Below are 22,155 nucleotides of genomic sequence, written 5' to 3'. Positions count from 1 at the left end.
GACGGACCCGCTGACGTCCTCCCGTCAGCGGGTCGCCCCCGTGTCCGCGACCGCGCCAGGAGACCATGCCCAACCGGACCATCGCCTTCGCCCACACCGCGTTCCTGCTGCTCGCCTCCCTCATCGCCGCGCTGCTGCTGGCCACGTGGGAGCTGACGATCCCCACCGCGCAGCACTCGGCGGTGGTGTGGATCGTCGAGGACGAGGGCACCTCCGACGGCGGCCGGGTCGCGGAGACCGTCGAGCGCGTCGCCGCCGAGCAGGGCGTGGCGATCGGCTTCACCGCCCCGGACGTGCGCACCCCCGAGTCGCTGTCGCACCTGTACCTGGCCGTGGGCGACCCCGACTCCCGGTACGCGGACTGGCTGACCGGGGGCTACCCGTCCTTCAACCCGGCCACGGAGCTGCGCGTCCATCCCGTCGACGGGCTCGCCGAACGCAGCCCTCGCGGCTACTACCTGGTCTTCGGCCCGCCCGAGAGCGCGCGGGCGCTCACCGACGCGCTCGCCGAGCACGGCCTGCGCCCGGACGAGGGCGGCAGCCAGGCGCGGCTGTGGCAGTCCTTCCTGGGCGGCCCGCTGTTCAACGTCCTGGCCCTGGCGCTGCTGGCGGGTGTGACCGCGGTCGGCGCGGGGGTGCTGCTCGGTTCCCGGGACTACGCCGTCCAGCGGCTGCTGGGGCGCTCCTACGGGCGGATCCTGCTGCGCGACCTGGGCCGGGTCGCCCGGCTGTGGGGCGCGGCCCTGCCCGGCGTCGCCCTGGTCACCCTGGCCTGTCTGGGCCTCTACAACGGCTGGAACCAGCTCGGCTTCTTCGCCCTGATCGCCCTGGTGTTCGCGGGGGTCTTCGCCGCCGTGGCCGCGGCCGTGCACGCCGCGGTGCTCGGTCTGGTGCACACCACCGCGATCCTGCCCGCGCTCAAGGGCCGCGTCCCCGTGCGCACCGCCCAGGCGGGCGCCTACCTGGTGCGCGTGCCCGTGCTGCTCCTGGTGCTCGCCGTCCTGGGGTCGGTCGTCCACCTGGCGCAGACCACCCGGGAGCAGCGGTCCTCCCTGGAGGTCTTCGCCCGGACCGGCCAGACCTCGCACGTCACCCTCAACGGCAGCGTCGGCATGGAGGACCCCGAGAGCGCCAACTCCCTCCTGGGCCCCTGGCTGCGCCGGGCCGACCGGGAGGGCCGGGTCGTCATCGCCGACCAGCACGCGCCCGAGTCCGTCGTGCCGGTCGGGTCCGGGCGGCCCGGCTTCGACGTGCTCGTGGTCAACGACACCTACCTGGAGGAGCAGGAGATCGTGTCCCCCTCGGGCGAGCGCTACGGCCCCGCCGCCTCCGGGGACCGGGTCCGGGTCCTGCTCCCGCGCGCGCACGCCTCCCACCGCGAGGACATCGAGCGGGCGATGCCGGACTGGCTGGGCCTCCAGAACGGCGGCGAGGAGTCCGGGGCCGACGTCGAGGTGCTGCCCGCGGCCGACGGCCAGACGGTGTTCACCTACGGGTCGCGCGCCCCGTTCGCCCAGCGGGAGCCGTCCTTCCTGCGCGACCCGGTGGTCATCGCCCTGCCCAACGGCTCCGTGCTCTCCGACAGCGCCTACGTCACCTACATGACCCACGAGGCCGTGCTGTTCCCCGACCCGGGCGTGGTGGAGCGGGCCCGGGAGGCCGACCCCCGGATGGCCGAGTACGTCAACGCGGTCCAGCCGGTCCTGAACAAGGCCGCCGCGGCCCACGCCGCCGACCTGAACCTGTTGCGGATCGAGGCGTTCAACCTGGCCGCCGGTACCGCGCTGCTACTGCTGACCGGCATCGCCTCGTGCGTCATCCACACGCGCGCCCGGGCCCAGACCGTCTTCGCCCGGCACATCAGCGGGTGGGGCTTCCTCGCCGCGCACCGGCGGTTCCTGGCCGTCGAGGCGGGGATCGCGCTGGGCTTCACGGGCTGGGCCGCGTGGGACTCGCTGACCACGTTGCGGGCGCTGCGCGACCCCGCCGGGACGCTGCCGCCCGAGACGGTGCCGACCAGCGGCCTCGAACCCCTCTACGCCGCGGCCATCGCGGCGGCCGGCCTCGCCCTGACCCTGGGCGCGCTCGCCTTCTTCCACCGCCGTATCGTCCGCGAGGGCTCCTCGCAGGCCTGAGACACCCGGGAGGCAGCATGATCACCGTCGAGAAGCTCACCAAGTCCTTCGGCTCCCGCGTGCTGTGGCAGGACCTGGACCTGACCGTGGAGGCGGGGCGGATGCTGGCCCTGGTGGGCGCCAGCGGATCGGGCAAGACCACCCTGCTCAACTGCATGGGGCTGCTGGAGAGGCCCACTGCGGGCCGGATCCTCTTCGGGGGCGCCGACCTCACCCGTCTGGGACCGGGCGGGCAGCGGCGCTTCCGCGCCGACGAGCTCGGCTACCTGTTCCAGGACTACGCCCTGATGGAGAGCGCGTCCGTGCGGGCCAACCTCGCGGTCGTCAAGCGCCACGACACCAGGTCGCGCCACGCCGCGGCTCTGGAACGGGTGGGACTGGCGGGACGGGAGCGGGAGAAGGTGCACCGGCTGTCGGGCGGTGAGCAGCAGCGCGTGGCGCTGGCCCGCGTGCTGGTCAAGCAGCCCTCCCTGGTGCTGGCCGACGAACCCACCGGCGCGCTGGACCACGACAACGGCGCGATGGTCGTGGAGGTGCTGCGCCAGATGAGCCGGGAGGGCTGCGCGGTGGTGATCGCCACGCACGACGACGCCGTCCGGGACGCGTGCGACGCCGCCTTCGACGTGGGCACGGGACGGGAGGCGCAGGCGATCGGCGGCCGGTAGCGGCGAGGGCCCGGGAACGGGTCCACCACCCGCCCGGCTGGCCGGGGTCCGGGAGGCGGGGAGTGCGGCGACAGGACGCGTGACCGGCGCGCGGGGGGTCGAGACCGGTAAGGGCCGTGGGCTCCGCGGCACCGGAACCCGCGCACGGCCGGGCGAGGGGCTAGAGTGCCCCGCATGCCATCGGATGACCTCTCCCAGCCCGGCCGCCACGACCCCCGCGAGAGCCGGACGGGCCGCGCCGTCCTGGTCACCGGCGCCGCCCGGGGCATCGGCCGGGCCGTGGCCGCCGCGTTCGCTGAGCTGGGCGACCGGGTCGCCGTGCACTACGCGACACGCCGCGCCGAGGCCGAGGCCACCCTGTCCGGGCTCCCCGGCCGGGGGCACGTCCTCCTCCGGGCCGACATCGCCGACCCCGACGCGGCCGCCGACCTGGTCGGCCGGGCGAGCTCCCGCCTGGGCGGACTCGACGTCCTGGTCAACAACGCCGCGGTCAACACCGCCCACCCCCCGGCCACGACCTCCTACGAGCAGTGGCAGCGGGCCTGGCGGACCACCATGGACGTGAACGTGTTCGGCGCCGCCAACACCAGCTACCTGGCCGCCCGGCACATGATCGACCACGGGGTGCGCGGCCGCATCGTCAACGTCGGATCGCGGGGCGCCTACCGGGGCGAGCCCGACCACCCGGCCTACGGCGCGAGCAAGGCCGCCCTGCACTCCCTGGGCCAGTCGCTGGCCGTGGCCCTGGCCCCGCACGGCATCACCGTGGCCTCCGTCGCTCCGGGGTTCGTGGAGACCGAGCGCGTGGCCGAGCGCCTCACCGACCGGGTGCGCGCCGACAGCCCGTTCGGGCGTGTGGCCTCCCCCGAGGAGGTCGCCGCGGCCGTGCGCTACCTCGCCTCGCCCGAGGCCGTGTGGTCCTCCGGAGCCGTCCTGGACGTCAACGGCGCCTCGTACCTGCGCTGACCGGCGCGGCCGCGGGCGGAGCCCTCCGAGGGGCCTCCGCGCCCGCGAAGGAATTGCGCGAAACACCTGACGGGGAGGCGGCGCGGGTCTAGTGTGCTGGGTGCCAGCCGCACGACCCGCTTCCGCACAACGGTTCCCGGATCGCCCCCAGGTGAGGCCATGCCCGATCACACCGAACCCCGCACCTTCGACGCCGTGCTCCAGGAGTTCCAGCGGACAAACCCCGGCTGGACCCTGCGCTGCAACCCCGGCGCGGTCCCCGGCCGCCGCTGGGCGGCGGACAGCGTCGAGCTGCTGACCGCCGAGGAGATCAACTGGGGTTTCAGGAACACGATCCTCGGTCCCGAGATCGCCACGGTGCAGAAGCGCCTCACCCGGGAACGGGAGGCCCTGGAGCGGTGGGAGCGGGCCCAGCGGGAGGAGCTGGAGGAGTGGAACGACTGGGAGGACTGAAGGGGCGGTAGGCCCGCCCCCTCGTCCGGTGAGGCGCGGTCCCGAGGAGACCCCCCGGAGTCGCCGCACCCGTCGGGTGAGCACGCCTCCGGGGAGGGCCGTCCCCGCGCCCGGCGCCCCGTCTCCCCGCGGAGACCGTCCCCGGCTTACCGTCCCCGTCCGGTGCCGCGCCTGAGCGGAGGAGCCAGCCCCGGTTCCCCCGTCCCGGACGACCTGAACGTCAGTCGCAGCAGTTGCAGCACTCACAGCAATTACAGCAGCTGCAGCACTCGCAGGCTTCACACCAGGAGTTTCGCGGTTTGCCCGACCACGGCCCGGGGTGGGGGTCGCGGCAGCAGAACTGGCATGTTCCGCACATGAACAGCGCCACCGCGCAACCCGCCAGGACGCCCCGCTGCTTGGGCGGGTGCCGGAGTTCGGGGGTGTCGCACGAACAGGAGTCACAGCAGCCGCTCCTCTTCCGCACCACGCCCGAACCGGAACCCTCACCGCCGGAGCCGCCCCCGTGCCCGCCGCCGTGGTGGCCGCCGTGGGCACCGTGTCCGTCCCCTCCCCACTGGTGGGGCGGCTGCTGGTGGTAGTGGTGCTGGTGGTTGTGGTGCTGGCCCGGGTGCGGGTATCCGGCTTGGGCGAAGACGCGGTCGACGGCACGGTGCAGCTCCCCCACCAGAAGCGCCCGGACCAGGCGGTCGTCGACGAACTCGGCCTCCTCCAACGCCAGCCGCACGCCCAGGACGGCGTCGTCGCACAGCTCACGGGCCCGGCCGGGCCCGGTGCCGGTGGCCGTCAGCGGGTTCCAGGCGCCCTTCTCCCCGTCCTCCTCGCGGTCCTCCACCGCGTCCAGCAGGTGGGCGACGCGGCCGAACAGGCGGCCAGCCTCGCGCAGGGGTTCGGCGTTGGCGGGCCGCCCCGCCAGGACGGCGGTGTGCGCGAACGCCTCGCCGGTGGCCTCCTCTGTCGGCCGGGTCACCGCCAGGACGTCGGTGCCCGGTCCCGCCGAGGACTCGGCCTCCCGCTGCCGGTCGACCACCGCTACCAGGCCCGCGCCGTCGAACCCGAGCCCGGCGCCCGCCTCGCGCGCGTCGCGCCGCCAGCGCTCGGCCAACCGTCCGGCGAGCGCGCGCACGCCTCTGCGGGCGTAGGGGCCGTCGCCGTCCTCGATGTGGTCGGCGATCTTGGCCGAGGCCAGCATCAGCGACACCGCCGCCGCCAGGCGCGCGCCGGAGCCGTCGGCGACCTCGGCCCCGCGCATGCCGCGCAGGGGGCAGCGGCCCGCCCGGCGCGTGCCCGCGCACTCCTCGGACTGCGCCGCGGCCAGGACCGACACCACCAGGCCGTCGTAGTTGGTGGCGATCCGGGACGCCTGGCCGTGGTCGTCGCGCAGGGCCAGGCACAGCCCGCACATGTGCGACATCCACTCCTCGGCCAGCCCGTCGGACAACGTGTGCCGACAGGGACGCAGGATTCCGAACACGTGCTGACACCTCGTCTTCCGACGCCACGGCGGTGGCGGACTGTGCTGAACACCGGGGTTCGATGCCCGCGCCGGGCGGGAGGTTCCGGCCGTTCTGGCGGCTTCGGCACGGCTCCGGCGGCACGGTCCCGCACGCGCGGCCGGACTCCGGTCGCCGGGGACCGCGGCGCTCCGGCGGGGCGATCCGAGACGAATGAGCGGCACTGTCTCTCACATCGGCCCTAAGTGGAGACTGGCGTCCGTTTACACCGTAGCGTGCACGACGAGGACCCGCACGGACCCGAAGTGCGGCGGCTGACGAAGGGGACCAGAACGGTGAGTCGGATGCGCGCGGCCCTGTACGACCGGTACGGCGGCCCGGAGGTGCTGTACGAGGGCACGGTCGCCAAGCCCGGCGCCGGCCCGGGAGAGGTGCTGGTGCGCGTGCACGCCGCCAGCGTGAACGGCGGCGAGCTGCTGGGCCGTGCGGGCAGGGTGCGCCCGGTGACCGGGCTGGTCGAGAGGGGCTTTCCGAAGCGGACCGGAATCGACTTCGCGGGTGAGGTGGTCGAGACGGGGTCCGCAGTCTCGGAGTTCGCGCCGGGGGACCGGGTGTGGGGCGGCCTGCCCAGGGCGTTCGGCAGCGCGGCCGAGTTCGTGGCCGTCGCGCCCCGGCAGCTGGCCCCGGCACCGGCCGGGATCGACCTGGTCGAGGCCGCGGCCCTGCCAGGCGTCGGCACGACGGCCGTGACCGCGCTGCGGGACAAGGCCCGTCTCGCCCCGGGAGAGCGGCTGCTGGTGCGGGGCGCGAGCGGCGGGGTGGGCAGCGTCGCCGTCCAGCTCGGCCGGGCCTACGGTGCCCACGTCACCGCGCTGGCCAGGGCCGAGAACCTCGACTTCGCGCGGGAGCTGGGCGCCGACGAGGCCTTCGACTACGCGAGCACCGAACCGGAGGACCTGCCGCCGTTCGACGTCGTCCTGAACGCGGTGGGGACCGGGATGGGCGCCTTCCGCAGGCGGCTGACCCGGAACGGGCGCATGGTCACGATCACCTTCGACATCGAGCGCGCGCTCGCGTCGCTCTCCTACGTCGCCGCCTCGGCCGTCTTCGGTCCGCGCCGGATCCGCGCGTTCAGCGGCAACCCCGGGCACGAACTGCTCGCGGAGCTGACCCGCCTGACCGAGTCCGGGGCCGTGCGCCCCGTCGTGGACAGGGTCCTTCCCCTGGCCGGGATCGCCGAGGCCCACCGGGCGCTGGAGGCCGGAGGCATCCGGGGCAAGGTGGTGGTGCGCGTGGTCGGACCGCGGACCTGAGGCCGGCGTCCGCGACCGGCTCTCGGTGGTCCGTGAGCGTGCCGCCCGTTCGTGTGAGCGGCACGCAGGTCACTCCTCGGCGCACCGGCGTGTCGACCGTACCTCCCGCGAAGGCGCCGGGCACCTCGACCACGCCCGCAAAACAGGTGGTGCGGAGCGGACGCGCGGAGGGACACTGTGATCCCCGTCGTCAGGAGAAGCACGTGTCCACCGACCACGAGCGCCCGCCCCCGCTGCCGCGACCGGTGACCGGCGTCTACGTCCGCCACGTCAAACAGACGGCGTGCCCCGGCTCCTTCGCCATGGTCTGGGTCGACGCCGAGCCCCTGCCGGAGGAGGCCTCCGGGGACTTCGCGTTCGTCGACGACCTTCCCCCCACCTGCCGGTACACCGGGGAACCGCTTCCGCGGGAGTTCGCCGAGGCGTTCGCGGAGGGCGCGCGCGAGGCGTGGCGGGAACGGGAGGAGGACCTCCCCGCCTTCGCGGCGCGGATGGTACTGCGCGACGCCGTGTGGCACTGGACCGACTCCAACGTCCGTAGTTTCCAGGTGGCGGGACGGCTCGCCGCGAGGGAGGTCCTGAGCTGCGCCGCCGAGGGCCGCGAACCCCGGGCGGTCGGACACAGCGCCCGGCGCGACCGGCCGTCCCCGCCGACGCCCGGGACGCCGCCGCCCTCCGGCACGGCCCCGTCCTCCTGAGGCGGTCGGCGGCGCCCGGCCCCGTCCGGGGAGGGCGCCGCCCGTGAGGACGGGCGGCGCACCGGACCTCGGTCACGACCGGACCGCCACGGCCCGGGAGGCCTCCTCCAGCCACCCCAGGTACCAGTCCGTGAAGGTCAGGGGCGCGCCGTCCCCGCCGGTGAGCGGCGTGAGGTCCTCGTCGTCTACACGGCCGTCGATCCACATGCGCCCGGCCTCGGGACCCGTCACGACCAGCCACTGCCGCAGCGCGCAGCCCACGTGGCACAGGCACAGCGCGCCAACGGTACGCTCCTCGGCCCACAGCAGGTCGGCCATGCGCGCGTCCCAGGCCTCGTAGACCCGGTCGAACTCCTCGCCGTCCCCGAAGTCCTCCTCGACGGGCTCCTCGGCCCGCAGGGCGGCCAGGGAGCGCGGGTCGGGGCCGGTGGTCGGGAACGGCTCCGCCAGCCGCGCCGGGGCGACCAGGTCCGCGCCGTCGCCGTGCCACCGCCACCGGCCGTCCGCCCCTCTGACCAGGGGGAAGACACCGTGGGCGGGCCCCGCTCCGCCGGCGCCCACCATGAGCAGGAACTCGCGGTACCCCGTCGGCAGGCGCGCGCCCACCTGCCCCTCCACCTCGGCCAGTTCCTCCGCCGTCAGCGGTTCCAGCAGCTCGAAGCGGTGGGAACCCGCTCCGAAGACCTCCTCCGCGCCGGGCGCCCGAGCCAGTCCCCGCACCCGTTCGCGGACTCCCGCCCACACATCCGTACTCGTGTCCATGGCGGCATCGTAGGAAGCCCCGCCGACAGTGCGGCGGCGACGGGACGGATGGAGGGCCGGGAGGCGCTATCGTCCGGTGGGGCCGCATCCGTCCCGGCACGCCGCGGGGGCTCCGTCGCGCGGCAGCACACAGTGAGGAAGAACCGGCTTGCACACGAGCACCACACCGCCCGGGTCCGCGCGCCCCGACCGAGGCGGCGGCATGCCGCGCTGGCTCCCCCGGGCCATGCTGCTGGCCCTGTGGCTGGTCACCGCGTTCGGCCTCGCCCTGTGGCTGTTCGTCCGGTTGCAGAGCCTCATCATGCTGCTGCTGATCTCGCTGTTCCTGGCCCTGGCGCTGGAACCGGCGGTCAACTGGCTCCACCGGCACCGCTGGCCGCGCGGGCCCGCCACCGGGCTGGTGATGCTGCTGGTGCTGGCGTTGACCGTGGTGTTCCTCAGCCTGCTCGGGTCGATGCTGGTCGGCCAGATCCTGGCCTTCGTCTCCGAGATCCCCGCGATGATCCGCGCCGCGCTGGCCTGGGTCAACACCACGTTCGACACCTCCTACTCCCCCACCACCCTGCTCAACGAGATCTCCAGCGCCAGCGGGCTGATCGAGCAGTACGCCTCCGGCATCGCCAACAACGTCTGGGGCGCCGGGACGACCGTGCTGGCGCTGCTGTTCAACGCGCTGACGATCGCGCTCTTCACCTTCTACCTGTGCGCCGACGGCCCGCGCTTCCGCCGCGTGATCTGCTCGGTCCTGCCGCCGCGCACCCAGCGCGAGGTGCTGCGGGCCTGGGAGATCGCGATCACCAAGACGGGCGGCTACCTCTACTCCCGTGCGCTGCTGGCCCTGGTCTGCTCGGGCGCGCACTACGTGGTGCTGGTGGCGCTGGACATCCCCTTCGCGTTCGCCCTGGCGCTGTGGGTGGGCGTGCTCTCGCAGTTCATCCCCACGGTGGGCACCTACATCGGCGGGGTCGTCCCGGTGCTCGTGGCGCTGCTGGAGGGCATCTGGCCCGCCGTGTGGGTACTGGTGTTCATCGTCGTCTACCAGCAGTTCGAGAACTACCTGCTCCAGCCGCGCATCACCGCCAGGACCCTGGACATGCACCCCGCGGTGGCGTTCGGCTCGGTCCTGGCGGGCGTGGCCATCCTGGGGGCGCCCGGCGCGCTGCTCGCGCTGCCGATGGGCGCGAGCATGCAGGCGTTCCTGGGGACCTACATCCGGCGCTACGAGGTCACCGAGCACCATCTGCTCTCCGACGCCGAGGAGGACGGGAAGGGCGACGGGAAGGACGAGAAACCGTCCCCGGCCCCGGCGGCCCCGGCGGTCCCGGCGTCCGGTGGCGACGGGGGCGACGCGCGTCCCGCAGGCCCGCGGGAGCGGGACGGCGGGGAGGGACCGTGACCACCCGTTCCCCGGTCGGCCGGGCCGACACCGGGACCTGACCCGCGAACCCGGTGGAGGCGGGGACCACTCCGACCCGGCCGACCCTGTCCGTGCCGCACGAGGAGACGACGGACACGTCCGTTTCGGCACCGAAAACACCCCATGGGATCGAGTACCGTTCTCATACGGGCCGAAATGGCGAAAGAGCGGTCGAAATGGACATCCTGCGCAGGAACAACGTCACCGTCACCGGGGCGGCCGAGGGCCCGACGGTCGTGCTGGCCCACGGGTTCGGCTGCGACCAGAACATGTGGCGCCTGGTCGTCCCGGCCCTGGCCGAGCGGTACCGGGTGGTGCTGTTCGACTACGTCGGCTCCGGAGGGTCGGACGCCTCCGCCTGGAGCGAGGACAGGTACTCCTCCCTGGAGGGCTACGCCCGGGACGTGGCGGAGGTCTGCGAGGCCCTCGACCTGGAGCGGGCGGTGTTCGTGGGGCACTCGGTCAGCGCCATGGTCGGCGTCCTGGCCTCGCGGGCGCTGCCGGAGCGGATCCGGGCGCTGGCGATGGTGGCCCCCTCCCCCCGCTACATCGACGACGAGGGCTACCGCGGCGGCTTCACGGCGGCCGACATCGACGAACTGCTGGCCTCGCTGGAGTCGAACTACCTGGGCTGGTCGTCGGCGATGGCACCGGTGATCATGGGCAACCCCGAGCGGCCCGAACTGGGACAGGAGCTGACCAACAGCTTCTGCGCCACCGACCCCGACATCGCCCGGGTCTTCGCCCGCACCACCTTCCTGTCCGACAGCCGCGAGGACCTGAAGGGCGTGGAGGTCCCCACCGTGGTCCTGGAGTGCGCCCGGGACGCCATCGCCCCGCCCGAGGTGGGCGCCTTCGTCCACGCCGCGATCCCCTCCTCCACGCTGGTCACCCTGGACGCCACCGGCCACTGCCCGCAGCTGAGCGCGCCACGGGCCACGGCGGCTGCGCTGCTGGAGTTCCTGGAGTCCCTCCGGGACGCCGGATGAGCGGGGAGACCAGGCCTCCCGGGGCCGGCAACGGCTCCGCCACCGACGCGGCCCTCAGCGCGCTGCTGGGGGACAGCGCCGAGGAACTCTACGAGTCCGCGCCGTGCGGCTACCTGTCCACACTCATGGACGGCACGGTCGCCAGGATCAACGCGACGCTGCTGAGGTGGCTCGGGCTGGAGCGCGCCGCCGTGGTGGGCCGCATGCGCTTCACCGACCTGCTCACCGTGGGCGGCAGGCTCTACCACGAGACGCACTTCGCACCCCTGCTGCACCTGCGGGGCGAGGTCAACGGCATCGCCCTGGAGATGCGGACCTCCGCCGGCGGCCGCCTTCCCGTGCTGGTCTCCTCCTCCGTCAAGCGCGACGGCGGGGGGCAGCCGCTACTGGTCCGCACCACCGTCTTCGACGCCACCGACCGCCGCTCCTACGAGGAGGAGCTGCTGCGCCGCCGCAGGGAGGCGGAACGGGCCCGCGCCGAGGCCGAACGGGCCCGCGAGGAGGCCGAGGAGGCGCACCGGCGGGCCGAGGCGGACCGGGCGCGCCTGGGGGAGGCGCTCGTCATCCTCCAGGGGGCCCTGCTGCCCGACACCCTGCCCGACGTTCCGGGCATGGAGGCCGCCGCCTACTACCACACCGCCTCCCCCTACCGGTTGGGCGGCGACTTCTACGACCTCTTCCCGCTCGGTGACGGGCGCTGGGCGTTCTTCCTCGGCGACGTGAGCGGCAAGGGGCCCGAGGCCGCGACCCTGACCTCCCAGGCCCGTTACGTCCTGCGCACCACCGCCCTGCACTCCTCCGAACCCGCGGACGCCCTGGGCACGCTGAACACCGCCCTCCTGGAGCGCTACGCCGACAACGGCGACCCCCGCTACTGCACCGCCGTCTTCGGCGTCCTCGAACCCGACGGCGACGCCGGGCGCGTCCGCGCCCGCCTGGCCTTCGGCGGCCACCCCCCGGCCCTGGCCCTGCGCGGGGACGGCCGGGCCGAGTTCCTGTTCGCCTCCGGCGGGATGCTCGTCGGCGTGCTGCCCGACGCCCACTTCGCCACCGTGGAGACCACCCTCGCCCCCGGCGACACCTTCGTGCTCTACACCGACGGCCTGACCGAGGCCCGCACCGGGGCCGGGCCCGACACGATGTACGGCGAGGAGGCCCTGCTCTCCTTCGCCGCTCGGCACGCCCCCTCCACGGCCCACGGCGTCGTCGGCGCGCTGACCGAACTGCTGGAGGGTTTCGGCGAGGGCCTGGAGGACGACACCGCCATCCTCGCGCTCGGTGTCCCCGCCCAGCCCTCCACCGCCCCGTCCGGAACCGGACACCACACGATGAGCGGTCCACCATGAGCAGCCTGAACGTCACCCGCCGAGACAGCGCGACGGGCCCCGTCCTGGACGTGACCGGTTCGCTGGACTACGACCACGCCGCGACCCTGCGCCACGAAGTCCGACTCCTGGCGCTGGACTCCGGCCAGTGCCTGTCCATCGACCTGTCCGGCCTGGACTTCTGCGACTCCAGCGGTATCAGCGCCCTGCTGGCCGCACGCCAGCACGCCCTGTCCGCCGGGGCCGACATGGCCCTGCTCTCCGTCCCCGCCAACACCCTGCGCATCATGACCATGGTCGGTCTGAACCGGGTCTTCACCATCCGCCCAGGCACCGCCTGACCCGGGCACGGCGCAGCCGTCCGCGTCGGGGCACCGGCGGCGGGGTCCTGTCAGCCTTGGAGCGCCTGCACGGGTAGGGGCGGGCGACTGCGCCGTGTCCGGTGCTGGTCGCCCGAAACCGTTCCGCGCACGCCCGGCCGCGGGGGCGTCGGCCCTACGGGCGGGCGGGGACCTCGTTGATCCGGGCCGGGGCGTGGTCACGGGCGAAGTCGCGTCGCGGGATCAGACGCCCGCGACGCGGCCCGGGTTCCGCGACCGCAGTACCGCTTTCCCACGGGAGAACGGGACCCCGTCCGCCTTCCCGGGCCGCGGATGCGCGGGAAGCGACCCGAGCCCCTATGGGTACGAGGGGCATCCCCGCGTGCTCGGGGAGCACAACCACCCCGGCCGGCCCGCACCGCCCGCACCCACGGCGAACGGGTGACAATACGCTATGAGTCGGGGCATCGGAACGAACACCCCGAACCCGCTCCGGCCCGGCCCATCAGCGCCATACACCCTGTTCGCGCTCTTAGCCGAACACCCCGGCGAACACCCTCAGCGAAGAGACCCGTCGGCTCCCCGCGAGTCGGTCAACCTCCGTATCCACCGAGCTCGCCCCGTGTTCGTCGGGATGCGCACCACGCCGCGGTGCGCATCCCGAACCACGGGCACCGTGCGCGGAGCCCGTCACCGCTGATAGCGCCGCGCCACCGCCTCGAAGGCGGCCTTGGGCTCCCATTCCATGTCCGGGTATGTCTGCCCGCGGACCCCTTCGAGGAGCTTGACGATGCCCAGCCCGGCCCGGTCCAGGTCGTCCCTGGGGTCGCCGTCCGGGCGGTGCGGGTAGCCGGGCAAGGCGAACAGGAACACGAACGCGCTGTCCACGCCCTCGGCCTCGAAGACCTCCAGCAGTTCGCTCAGATATGCGGCCTGACCGGCCTCGTCGCGCTCGTAGACACCGTTCAGTCGCACGGGGACCCCCGTCCGCGGGTCCTGCTCGACCACGTCCAGCACCCGTCCGCCGCGGTCCCCCGCGCCGCGGTAGGCCGCGGTGCCGAACCCGGTGACGGCGAGCGGCTTCGGGCCCCGGGCGAGGGTGCGCACCGCGTCACGGAACCGGTCGGCGACCTCGGCGGAGCGGAGCAGCTCGTACGTCACGATGTCGAAGGGGGTCCAGTCGACCTGCTCGAACTGGATGGCCGCGTAGGTGAGCCTGCCCTGGAAGTGTTCGCGTACCGCGGCCACGGCGTCGCGGAGGAACGTGTTGACGCGCACGCCGAGCTCGCGCATCGCTTCGGACCGCCGCTCGGGTCGGCTCATCAGCTGCTCGACCCGCTCCTCGGGGCTCTCCCCCGGCAGGAACCCGTGGTTCATCACGCTCAGCTCGACCCCCGCGACGAACACGACGGCGGCCCCCTGGCGCCGGAGCCGCTCCGCTCGCGCGGCGCAGTCGCGGAAGAGGGCGAGGATCTGCTCCGGACGCAGTTCCAGCGGATAGGGCGAGAACCAGACCTCCAGTCCGAGTTCGGCGGCGGCGCCGGCGGCCAGCTCCAGCCGGTCCGGGTCGCCGCCGATGACCTGGACCGCGTCGCAGTGCAGGTCGTCGCGGATGACGGCGAGCTCGCGCCTGACCACCGCGGGGTCGAAGTGCTCGCGGGACGTCCGGCCGTGCGTGACGAACCCGGTGTCGTAGGTCATTCCCCTTGCTCGCATGGCGAGGTCCTCTCCGTCGGTCTCGGTCGTTCCGAGGTTGACAGAAAAAGTGCGCGCAAGCAATTTTGCGCGCACGCAGCCACGTGTGGGATACTGACACCGTGACGAGACCACCAGGACTGCGGGAGCGCAAGAAGCAGGCCACGCGCGAGGCGCTACGCGAGGCGGCGCTGCGCCTGGCCGTGGAGCGCGGGCCGGACCGGGTGCGGGTCGAGGACATCGCCGGGGCGGCCGGGGTCTCACCGCGCACCTACAACAACTACTTCGCCAGCCGCGAGCAGGCGATCGTCTCCGCTGTCACCGCGGACCGGGAGGCGCGGATCGCGGCGGCGGTCGCGGCCCGGCCGCCAGAAGTGCGTTTGGCCGACGCCGTCACCGAAGCGGTGGTCGAGCAGTACACGAACACCGGTGAGCGCGAACACCGGGCGCTGCTGCTCATCACCGCCCAGGCCGCGCTGCGCGACGCCTTCCTCGGCGCCACCGCCGGTATCGAGCCCCCGCTCGCGGCGGTGATCGCCGAACGGCTGTCCGACGTCGGAGCGCACACAGCCCGCGTTCTCGCGGCGAGCGTGGCCGCGGCGGTTCGCGTCTCCTTGGAAGGCTGGCTCCAGCCGGCCGGGAACGCGGGGGACGGCGGGGGCTCCGTTGCCGGAGGGCTGGTCGTGCCCTCCGGCTCGCTGGCCGAGCAGATCCGCGCGGCCCTGGCCCCGCTGGCGCCCGCGTTCGACGCCGCCGAGCGACGCACGCAGCCGTGAGGAGGCCAGGCCGACCGGAATCGGCCCTATCCCCGTTCACCGGGGAGGGAGCCGCTCCGGCGCGCGCGACGCGTCCTGGTCACCTCCCCCAACGGACGCACGTCGACGGCGTCCACGGTGGCCAGAGCACCGGGAGCGGCCCGGCGTATCCGACCACGCGCCACGAGCACCCCGCCGCCGAACACCGGGGCGGCCGAGTGCCGCTGCGCGCGGCCGGACAGGGCCAGGTCGATCAGGCCGGTGCGGTCCTCCAGGGTCGCGAACACCACTCGGCGGCCCGAACGCGTGGGAGGGGTCTGCACGCTCACCCGCAGCCCCGCCACGGTGACCGCCGCGCCGTCCTCCCACCGGTGCAGGTCCCGGGCCAGGGTCAGACGGTGGTGGGCCGCCAGGCGCGCGATGTCCTCGGCGTGGGCGTCCAACAGGTGTCCCGACAGCTCATAGCCCAGTACCCGCAACTCCTCGGCGACGGCGTCGGCGCGGGTCGTCTCCACCGCCCCGACCGGTCGGGACCGCGCCGACGCGTCGGTGAGGGCGAGTTGGCCCCGAGCGGGCCTTGCGGCGTGGGAACGCCGGAGGACATGGGCGCGCAGCAGGGCGTCACGACGGCGGGTGTGGCCGCCGACGAGGCTGTCCAGGCCTCCGGCCAGGATCAGGTCGTCCAGGCCCTGCCCGGACAGGTCGGTGCGCTCCAGCACGTCCTCCAGGCCGGTGAAGGGACGCCGGGCCAGGATCTGCTCCACCGCCGCGGCCGGAAGCGAGGACACGTCGCCCAGCGGCGGGCGCACCCCCCACCGGGGCGGCCCCGCCGACCCGACGCGTGCCACGCGCCAGGTGGAGTGGGAGGCGTTGACGTCCAGGCCCAGGACCGGCACGCCCGTACGTCGGGCGTCCTGGAGCAGGACCCGGCGCGGGTACATACCCGGGTGGTGTTCCATGACACCCGCGGTGAACGCGGCCGGGTGGTGGCGCTTGAGGTAGGCGGACTGGTAGGTCACCGCGGCGAACGCGGTGCCGTGGGCGCGGCAGAACCCGAACGCGCCGAACGCGGCCACCATGTCCCAGACCTGGTCGGTGACCCGGGTGGGGTGGCCGCGCTGGGCGGCCAGCGTGCGCACCTCGGCTTCGACCTGGGCCCGCCCCCGGTCGGTGGCCAGGGCGCGGCGCATGGCTTCGGCGCGGTCCAGGCCGCACCCGGTGTAGGTGTCCAGGACCTGGAGGAGTTGTTCGTGCCAGAGCAGGGCGCCGCCGGTCTCGGCCAGGACGGGGTCCAGGTCCGGGTGCGGGGCCGGGGTCGGGGTGCCCGCGCGGCCGTCGAGGTAGGCGGCGACCATGTCCACACCCATGGGGCCGGGGCGGAACAGGCTGATGTCGGCGACCAGGTCGGCCAGGTGGCGGGGGCGCAGCCGGGTGACCAGGGAGCGCTGGCCGGGGGATTCGATCTGGTAGCAGGACAGGGTGTTGCCGGTGGCGATCATGTGGGCGGTGGCCGCGTCCGCGTCGGGCAGGGCCTCCAGGTCCGGGACGGTGCGGGTGGTGCGCGCGATCTCGGCCTGGGCGTGGGCCAGGGTGGACTGCATCCGCACGCCCAGGATGTCGAGTTTGAGCAGGCCCCAGGGTTCCACCCCGTCCTTGTCGGCCTGGACCATCGGGTACCCCGCGCCGGAGGGCTGGGTGGGAATGCGCGAGGTCAGGTCGGCGCCGGTGAGCACGAGCCCGCAGGGGTGCATGGCCAGGTGCCGGGGCAGCCCGTCCAACCGTTCGGCCAGGGTGAACAGGCGCTCCACGTGCTCGCCGGTCAGGGGAGCACCGCCGATCCGGGACAGTTCCGGTAGTTCCCGGGCGGCCTGGCGGATGCGGGCGGCGCGCACCCTGGGAAAGGCGGCGGCGATGCGTTCGACCTCCGCAGCGGGCAGGGACAGGGCGGCCCCGGCGTCGCGCAGGGCCGAGCGGGCCCGGTAGGTGTCGACCATCGCGACCGCCGCTGCGGCGCCGGGGTGGGCGGCGATGACCGCGTCGTAGGCCTCCAGACGCCGCGCGGACTCCACGTCCAGGTCGATGTCCGGCTGTCCGGGCCGGGAGGGCGTGAGGAAGCGTTCCATGAGCAGGCCGTGCTCCAGCGGGTCGACGGCGCTGATGCCGAGCAGGTGCACGACCAGGCTTCCTGCGGCCGATCCGCGCGCCGAGACCCGGATGTGCTTGGCGCGGACGGCGTCGGCGGCGTCGGCCACGGTCAGGAAGTAGGACCACAGGCCCAGGCGGTCGATGACGGCGAGTTCGGCCTCCAGGCGGTCCGGGGCGCGGCCGTCCCGGTCCATGCCCAGGCGGGCGGCGCCGGAGGCGCACCGGGCCCGCAGTTCGGCGGCGGCGCCGGGGCGTGCGGGCAGGTGCAGGCGTCCCATGCCCAGGTCCGCGGCCGGGTCCAGGGCGCAGGAGGCCGCCAGCGCGGCGGTGTGCGCGAGCAGCCGTCGCGCCCGGGACCGGTCGCCCGCGCACGCCGCCGTGGCCACGGCGAGCATCTCGGCACCGGTGGCCAGGTGTGCCCGGTCGGTGGGCGGGTCGGGGGTGTAGCCGCCGGGCGCCCACTGGCGGATCCGGTCCAGGGACCGCGCCAGGGAGGCGTCGGCCGGGGTCGGGTAGCGGACGGCGTTGGTCAGCACCGCGAGCACCCGGTGGTCGTCGGCCAGGCGCACCAGGGCGCGGACCGTCTCGCGCTGGCCCGGGGCGCCGTGGTCGTGCGGCGCCAGGGCGACCTCGGCGCCGGTGGAGCGCCAGACCCGCAGCAGGGCGCGGGCGCGGCTCGCCTCTCGCCCGGCCAGGGCACGTCCCACGTCGGAGTCCGGGCCCAGCAGCACGACCAGGCCCCGGGCGTGCTCGGCGACCTCGCCCGGAGTGGTGGCGACCGGGCCGGAGCGGTGGTGGGCGGCGGTGACCAGGCGGCACAGGGACGCCCATCCGGCCGGACCCCGGGCGAGGAGGACGGCGCGACCGCCGCCCGGGGCGGCCAGTGCCAGGTCGGCGCCGAGCACGGGTCGGATTCCGGCCTCACGGCAGGCGTGGACGTGCTCGGCGGCGCCGAAGAGGCTGTCGCGGTCGGTGAGCGCCGCGACCGGCTGGTCGTCGGCCGCGGCGCGCGCCACGAGCGCTGCCGGGGCGGCGGTGCCGTGCCGGAACGAGTAGTTGGACGCCGTCCGCAGGTGCGCGAACACCGACACCCCTCCCCTGGCCGTGCGGCCGGGGAGGAAGACACCGCATTCGAACTGTCGTACGAAAACTGTAGCGTAGAGGAGGGGTCCCCGCAGCCTTGAACTGGAACTACGCCCCAAGCGGCCGGGCGGCGGCCCTGGGAGGCCCCGGCGGCTTCGGCGAGGCGTTACCGGCTCCGCCGCGGAGGGGGACCGGACGGTGGAGCGCGGGCCCGTTCGTGCCGGTGGTCCATCCGCCGTACACGCCGGGCCCGCCTCCGACCGGGGCGCACCCGCCTCAACCAGCGGCGCGGACGCCCCGGGCGATGAACGCCGCCTCCCTGGCGCGGGCCCGGGTGACCACGCCGCGCAGGGCGGGGTCGGTGAGCAGCACCACGGGGGCGATCCGGTTCGGAGCGGTGGGGTACCACCCGGGCAGGGCCGCCTCGATCACGGCCCAGGCCTCGTCCCGGGCGCCCCGCGCCGCCAGCCCCCGGGCGGTCTCCAGGGCCTCCTCGAACTCCGGGGGCTCGGGCGTGCGGTGCGCGTGCAGCCACGCCTCCCAGGCGGGGCCCTCCACCTCGTCCTCCTCTGGCAGCCCCGGCACCGCCCCGCGCAGAGCCCCCAACGCGGGTCTCACATACCCGGTGGTGTCGAGGGAGAGGCCGTGCAGCGCGAGCGGGACCGCCTCGGCCCGGATCTGCTCCGCACCGATCTCCTCCACCACCCGGGACGACAGGGTGTTGCGCAGGTCGTGGTGGACCCACCGCTGTTCCAGGAAGGCGGACAGGACCACCTTGAGGTAGGCGGCCGCGGCCGACCCCCGGGTCTCGGCCCGGTCGAAGGCCGTGAGAGCCAGGTCCACGTTCCCGGCCAGCGCCTCACGGCGCCCCAGCTCCAGCAGCTCCTCGGCGTCGTCGGCGCGCACGGGGTTTCCGGAGCCGCCGCTGAGCTCCTCGAAGGAGAGGCGCTCGGCGTGGACGAGCGAGGCGAAGGAGCGGTGCCGGTCGCCCAGACCGGGGTACCAGCTCGCCCAGATGTAGGCCGCCCACTCCCCGTCGGGGGAGACGTCGCCCGCGTCCAGGATCCAATACTGGGCGTCGGTTTCGGAGGAGACCCACATCAGCGGCCCGACGAGCCCCTCGTCCTCCATGTCCTCGTCGTCCAGACCGATCATGTTCGCCAGACTGTCCCACTCCAGTTCGGCGGTGGAGCTCAGCGAGTGGACGAACGTCCCCATCCTCCCCCAGCCGTCGGACGCGGCGAGGAAGGAGCGGTAGCTCGGCGGCAGCCGACGGCCCAGGCGCTCCTCCAGTGCCGCGATCCGCTCCTCCGGGGCGCCCTCGTCGCCGAGCCAGGAGGAGGCCCGCTCCTCCTCATCGACCTCCTCCCCCTCCGCCTCGGCCACACGCAGCATGTCGGCGCTGTACTCGGTGAGGTAGGTCCGCCACTCCTCGACGGTCGCCGGGAGCGCGGGCGCGTCCTCGTTCCCGTCCTCCGGAGCGACCGCCAGGCCCAGGAACGGTTCCGGCCCGCTCCGCGCCGTGTGGCGCAGCCCGTGGAAGGCCTCGTAGGCGCGGTCCTCGGCGAAGAACCGCACCCGGTTGAGCTGGGTCTCCCCCGCGCCCGCGTTGCGGGTGACCTCCAGACGCAGGTACCGCCAGGGGGTGTGCGCGCCGGGGCCGGTGACGGTGAAGTCGCGCGCCAGGTGGCGGGCGGGGAAGAACTCGTCGGACCGGGCGTCGAGGAGGGTCCACTCCCGCCCGTCCGAGGACCCCAGCAGGGACCAGTCCGCGGGGTCGCGGTCGGGGAGGTCGTCGGCGGAGTCGAGCACGTAGCGCCGGACGGTGACGGGCTCGGACATGGTGAAGTCGAGCCGGTCGGCGCGACGCCGTGACAGCCACTTGCCCCTGGTGGGGTCGAGCAGGTTGAGGGCCACCTCGCCCGCCTCGGTGTACTCGTCACCCGCGCGCACAGAGCGCACCGTGCGGGTGAGGCCCTCGGCGCTCGGCCCCCCGACCGGCTCCAGCTCGACGGCGCGCAGCAGGACCGTTCCCCCCGAGCCCTCGCGGTCGGCCCAGTCGACCCGCGCGAGCGGGGGTCCTCCGTCCTCGACGAGCAGGCGCAGCTCCCGGTCGCCGCCCTGGATCCGGAACCGGTGGCCGGAGCGTTCGCAGGGTTCGTCCAGGCGGGTCCCCCGCCACTCGTACTGGATCCCTCCAGGGGTGACGCGGGTACCGGTGAACCCGTCCATACGGGGGTCGAACACGGCCGCGGCCTCACCGCCCTCGCGGTCGCGCCAGCCGATCCGGGCCGGTGCGACCGGCTCCCCCGGTTCGATGAGGACGTTGAGCCGGGGGGTTCGCGTCCACTCCCGAGCGCCGACGCGTCGGCGCTCGGTGGAGAAGGCGATAGGGGTCGTGTGTTCGGTCATCGGGTTCCCAGCGGTGAGGGGGTGGGGATCGGTCGGGGGAAGGCGGGCGTCGCCGCCCGCGCGTCCGCGAGGAGGGTACGGGTTCGCGCCGACGTTCCGGTCCCCGGCCGATTCCCGGTCGCCGTGACGGCGCCCGGGTCGGGGAGGACGCACAGACCACCGACGTCAAGGTCCCCGGCGCAGCGAGGGCTCCCGGCCCCGGGATCCGGGGCCCGGACCGTGTCGCCTCCAGGACGGAGTTCCCCCGTCCACCGGGACAACCGGTCGCGAACACGGCAGGATCACGGACATGCCCGAGATCATCAAGCAGAAGGCCCGAGCGATCCTGTTCGACCGCCAGCGGCGGCTGGTGCTCATCAAGCGGACCCGCCCCGGCCGCGCCCCCTACTGGGTCACGGCCGGGGGCGGTGTCGAACCGGAGGACGCCGACGTGGAGGCCGCCCTGCACCGCGAGGTCTTCGAGGAGCTGGGCGGACGCGTCGACCGGGTGCGCGAGGTGGTGGTCATCACCGACGAACTCCCCGAGGGGACCCTCGTCCAGCACGTGTTCGTCGCCCGGCTGACGGAGATGGACCCCTCCAGCCGTACCGGGCCGGAGTTCTCCGATCCCGCGCGGGGCACCTACGAGACCGTCGTCCTCCCCGGTACCGCCGAAGCCCTCAGGAGCATCCGTCTGCTCCCGGAACCACTGGCCCGGTTCCTGGAGGACAACCTGCGCGACCTGCGCGACCTGGTGGCCGACCCCCGCGCGGAGACGCCCCGCGGGTGAGTCCGCTGACCTGGACGGGCCGGACGCAGGCCTCGCGCGCACGGCCGCGCGGAACGGCTCACCCGCTCCGGTTCCGGCGGTGCGGCCCGGGGTCGGGCACCTGCGAGGAGCCTGCGGACACACCGCCCAGGTAGGTCACGACCGGCGCTCCCGTGTGCGGGGAGGTGTCGACGACGGCTTCGACCCCGTAGACGGAACGGACGAGATCGGGTGTCAGCACGGCGGCGGGCGGTCCCGTCGCCGCGATCCGTCCGGCGTGCAGGACCGCGACCCGGTCGCAGTAGCGTGCGGCCAGGTTGAGGTCGTGCAGGGCGGTCACCACCGTCATGTCGAGCGAGCGCAGCAGGGTGAGGACGTCGAGCTGGTAGCGGATGTCGAGGTGGTTGGTCGGCTCGTCCAGCACGATCACCTCCGGCTGCTGCGCGAGCGCGCGGGCGATCTGGGCGCGCTGTCGCTCACCGCCGGAGAGCGTCCGCCACGACCGCGACCGGTAGGCGCGCATCCCGGTGAGGACGAGCGCCCGTTCGATCGCGGCGCGGTCCGCACCGTCCAGTCCGGCGAAGGTGCCGCGGTGGGGCGTCCTGCCGAGCGCCACGGCGTCGTCGACGGTGATGTCGGTGTGCGCCTCGGGTGACTGCTCCACGATGGCCACCCGCCGGGCGACCGCGCGCCGGGGCAGGGAGCGGACCGGTTCCCCGCCCAGGAGCACAGTTCCGGCGTCCGGGCGCCGGAGCCCCGCCAGGACGCGCAGCAGCGAGGTCTTGCCCGCCCCGTTGGGCCCGAGCACTGCGAGCACCTC

17 protein-coding genes and 1 pseudogene are annotated in these 22,155 nt (G+C 74.4%); 12 read left to right on the top strand and 6 right to left on the bottom strand.

The features are described 5' to 3' along the window. The first annotated feature begins 65 nt into the window (after window positions 1-65). The 4 genes from KGD83_RS12530 (at window position 66) to KGD83_RS12515 (ending at window position 4,219) form a co-directional block, all read left to right on the top strand. Window positions 66-2,135, top strand: coding sequence for a hypothetical protein (locus tag KGD83_RS12530; RefSeq protein WP_212643928.1), 2,070 nt, complete (start codon window positions 66-68; stop codon window positions 2,133-2,135). Window positions 2,136-2,152: 17 nt separating this feature from the next. Beyond that, window positions 2,153-2,800 carry an ABC transporter ATP-binding protein gene (locus KGD83_RS12525; protein WP_212643927.1) on the top strand — a complete coding sequence of 216 codons (648 nt, stop codon included), beginning with the start codon at window positions 2,153-2,155 and terminating at the stop codon, window positions 2,798-2,800. 174 nt (window positions 2,801-2,974) lie between these two features. Continuing rightward, window positions 2,975-3,766: an SDR family NAD(P)-dependent oxidoreductase gene (locus KGD83_RS12520; protein WP_212643926.1), complete on the top strand. Its 792-nt coding sequence runs from the start codon at window positions 2,975-2,977 to the stop codon at window positions 3,764-3,766. 159 nt (window positions 3,767-3,925) lie between these two features. Beyond that, window positions 3,926-4,219, top strand: a complete 294-nt coding sequence (locus tag KGD83_RS12515; protein WP_212643925.1) for a hypothetical protein — start codon at window positions 3,926-3,928, stop codon at window positions 4,217-4,219. 220 nt (window positions 4,220-4,439) lie between these two features. Here the strand turns inward: KGD83_RS12515 and KGD83_RS12510 are convergent, their stop codons facing one another. Continuing rightward, window positions 4,440-5,693 (bottom strand): DUF5685 family protein, encoded by a 1,254-nt coding sequence (locus KGD83_RS12510; protein ID WP_212643924.1) that lies wholly within the window; start codon window positions 5,691-5,693, stop codon window positions 4,440-4,442. 324 nt (window positions 5,694-6,017) lie between these two features. On the opposite strand from KGD83_RS12510, the gene KGD83_RS12505 reads away from it, so the two are divergent. Together KGD83_RS12505 and KGD83_RS12500 are read left to right on the top strand one after the other, a co-directional pair. After that, on the top strand, window positions 6,018-6,986 hold the full coding sequence (locus KGD83_RS12505; RefSeq protein WP_212643923.1) for an NAD(P)-dependent alcohol dehydrogenase: 969 nt from the start codon (window positions 6,018-6,020) through the stop codon (window positions 6,984-6,986). A 203-nt stretch (window positions 6,987-7,189) separates the two neighbouring features. Beyond that, entirely contained in the window at window positions 7,190-7,684 is a 495-nt protein-coding gene (locus KGD83_RS12500) for a hypothetical protein (protein WP_212643922.1), read from the top strand. 72 nt (window positions 7,685-7,756) lie between these two features. Here KGD83_RS12500 and KGD83_RS12495 read toward each other — a convergent pair whose 3' ends face one another. Then, window positions 7,757-8,446, bottom strand: coding sequence for an SMI1/KNR4 family protein (locus tag KGD83_RS12495; RefSeq protein ID WP_249352310.1), 690 nt, complete (start codon window positions 8,444-8,446; stop codon window positions 7,757-7,759). A gap of 148 nt (window positions 8,447-8,594) precedes the next feature. On the opposite strand from KGD83_RS12495, the gene KGD83_RS12490 reads away from it, so the two are divergent. The 4 genes from KGD83_RS12490 to KGD83_RS12475 all read left to right on the top strand — a co-directional run bounded on the left by KGD83_RS12490 (window position 8,595) and on the right by KGD83_RS12475 (window position 12,518). Beyond that, the gene (locus KGD83_RS12490; RefSeq protein ID WP_394358108.1) at window positions 8,595-9,842 is read left to right on the top strand and encodes an AI-2E family transporter; all 1,248 of its coding nucleotides are present in this window, start codon (window positions 8,595-8,597) and stop codon (window positions 9,840-9,842) included. A 197-nt stretch (window positions 9,843-10,039) separates the two neighbouring features. Then, a complete protein-coding gene (locus tag KGD83_RS12485) occupies window positions 10,040-10,852 on the top strand; it encodes an alpha/beta fold hydrolase (protein ID WP_212643921.1) in 813 nt (270 codons plus the stop codon). Further along, window positions 10,849-12,198 carry a PP2C family protein-serine/threonine phosphatase gene (locus KGD83_RS12480; protein ID WP_212643920.1) on the top strand — a complete coding sequence of 450 codons (1,350 nt, stop codon included), beginning with the start codon at window positions 10,849-10,851 and terminating at the stop codon, window positions 12,196-12,198. Before KGD83_RS12485 ends, KGD83_RS12480 begins: the two co-directional genes overlap by 4 nt. Next, on the top strand, window positions 12,195-12,518 hold the full coding sequence (locus tag KGD83_RS12475) for an STAS domain-containing protein (RefSeq protein ID WP_212643919.1): 324 nt from the start codon (window positions 12,195-12,197) through the stop codon (window positions 12,516-12,518). The genes KGD83_RS12480 and KGD83_RS12475 overlap by 4 nt, the downstream gene beginning before the upstream one ends. A gap of 669 nt (window positions 12,519-13,187) precedes the next feature. Here KGD83_RS12475 and KGD83_RS12470 read toward each other — a convergent pair. Further along, entirely contained in the window at window positions 13,188-14,213 is a 1,026-nt protein-coding gene (locus KGD83_RS12470) for a hypothetical protein (RefSeq protein ID WP_249352308.1), read from the bottom strand. Window positions 14,214-14,314: 101 nt separating this feature from the next. On the opposite strand from KGD83_RS12470, the gene KGD83_RS12465 reads away from it, so the two are divergent. Continuing rightward, window positions 14,315-14,968 carry a TetR/AcrR family transcriptional regulator gene (locus KGD83_RS12465; protein WP_249352306.1) on the top strand — a complete coding sequence of 218 codons (654 nt, stop codon included), beginning with the start codon at window positions 14,315-14,317 and terminating at the stop codon, window positions 14,966-14,968. Between the two features lie 26 nt (window positions 14,969-14,994). On the opposite strand, the gene dnaE is transcribed toward KGD83_RS12465, so the two are convergent. Continuing rightward, window positions 14,995-18,177 (bottom strand): DNA polymerase III subunit alpha, encoded by a 3,183-nt coding sequence (dnaE, locus tag KGD83_RS12460; protein WP_212643918.1) that lies wholly within the window; start codon window positions 18,175-18,177, stop codon window positions 14,995-14,997. Window positions 18,178-18,451: 274 nt separating this feature from the next. Continuing rightward, window positions 18,452-20,587, bottom strand: coding sequence for an SMI1/KNR4 family protein (locus tag KGD83_RS12455; RefSeq protein WP_212643917.1), 2,136 nt, complete (start codon window positions 20,585-20,587; stop codon window positions 18,452-18,454). A gap of 289 nt (window positions 20,588-20,876) precedes the next feature. Between KGD83_RS12455 and KGD83_RS12450 the strand changes: the two genes are divergently transcribed. Next, window positions 20,877-21,356, top strand: coding sequence for an NUDIX domain-containing protein (locus KGD83_RS12450; RefSeq protein WP_212643916.1), 480 nt, complete (start codon window positions 20,877-20,879; stop codon window positions 21,354-21,356). A 58-nt stretch (window positions 21,357-21,414) separates the two neighbouring features. Here the strand turns inward: KGD83_RS12450 and KGD83_RS12445 are convergent. Next, window positions 21,415-22,155, bottom strand: a pseudogene (locus KGD83_RS12445) (ABC transporter ATP-binding protein); the annotation flags it as partial.

The organism is Nocardiopsis akebiae (assembly GCF_018316795.1).
In the GTDB taxonomy this organism is placed as follows: Bacteria; Actinomycetota; Actinomycetes; order Streptosporangiales; family Streptosporangiaceae; genus Nocardiopsis; species Nocardiopsis dassonvillei.
The sequence above is the reverse complement of the archived record's forward strand: the minus strand, read 5'-3'. Positions and strand labels throughout refer to the sequence as shown.

What these genes read in the sequence shown, in the direction of transcription:
- KGD83_RS12530 (WP_212643928.1), top strand. Translation starts at nt 66, where the DNA reads ATGCCCAACCGGACCATCGCCTTCGCCCACACCGCGTTCCTGCTGCTC.
- KGD83_RS12525 (WP_212643927.1), top strand. Translation starts at nt 2,153, where the DNA reads ATGATCACCGTCGAGAAGCTCACCAAGTCCTTCGGCTCCCGCGTGCTG.
- KGD83_RS12520 (WP_212643926.1), top strand. Translation starts at nt 2,975, where the DNA reads ATGCCATCGGATGACCTCTCCCAGCCCGGCCGCCACGACCCCCGCGAG.
- KGD83_RS12515 (WP_212643925.1), top strand. Translation starts at nt 3,926, where the DNA reads ATGCCCGATCACACCGAACCCCGCACCTTCGACGCCGTGCTCCAGGAG.
- KGD83_RS12505 (WP_212643923.1), top strand. Translation starts at nt 6,018, where the DNA reads ATGCGCGCGGCCCTGTACGACCGGTACGGCGGCCCGGAGGTGCTGTAC.
- KGD83_RS12495 (WP_249352310.1), bottom strand. Translation starts at nt 8,446, where the DNA reads ATGGACACGAGTACGGATGTGTGGGCGGGAGTCCGCGAACGGGTGCGG.
- KGD83_RS12485 (WP_212643921.1), top strand. Translation starts at nt 10,040, where the DNA reads ATGGACATCCTGCGCAGGAACAACGTCACCGTCACCGGGGCGGCCGAG.
- KGD83_RS12480 (WP_212643920.1), top strand. Translation starts at nt 10,849, where the DNA reads ATGAGCGGGGAGACCAGGCCTCCCGGGGCCGGCAACGGCTCCGCCACC.
- KGD83_RS12475 (WP_212643919.1), top strand. Translation starts at nt 12,195, where the DNA reads ATGAGCAGCCTGAACGTCACCCGCCGAGACAGCGCGACGGGCCCCGTC.
- KGD83_RS12470 (WP_249352308.1), bottom strand. Translation starts at nt 14,213, where the DNA reads ATGCGAGCAAGGGGAATGACCTACGACACCGGGTTCGTCACGCACGGC.
- KGD83_RS12455 (WP_212643917.1), bottom strand. Translation starts at nt 20,587, where the DNA reads ATGACCGAACACACGACCCCTATCGCCTTCTCCACCGAGCGCCGACGC.
- KGD83_RS12450 (WP_212643916.1), top strand. Translation starts at nt 20,877, where the DNA reads ATGCCCGAGATCATCAAGCAGAAGGCCCGAGCGATCCTGTTCGACCGC.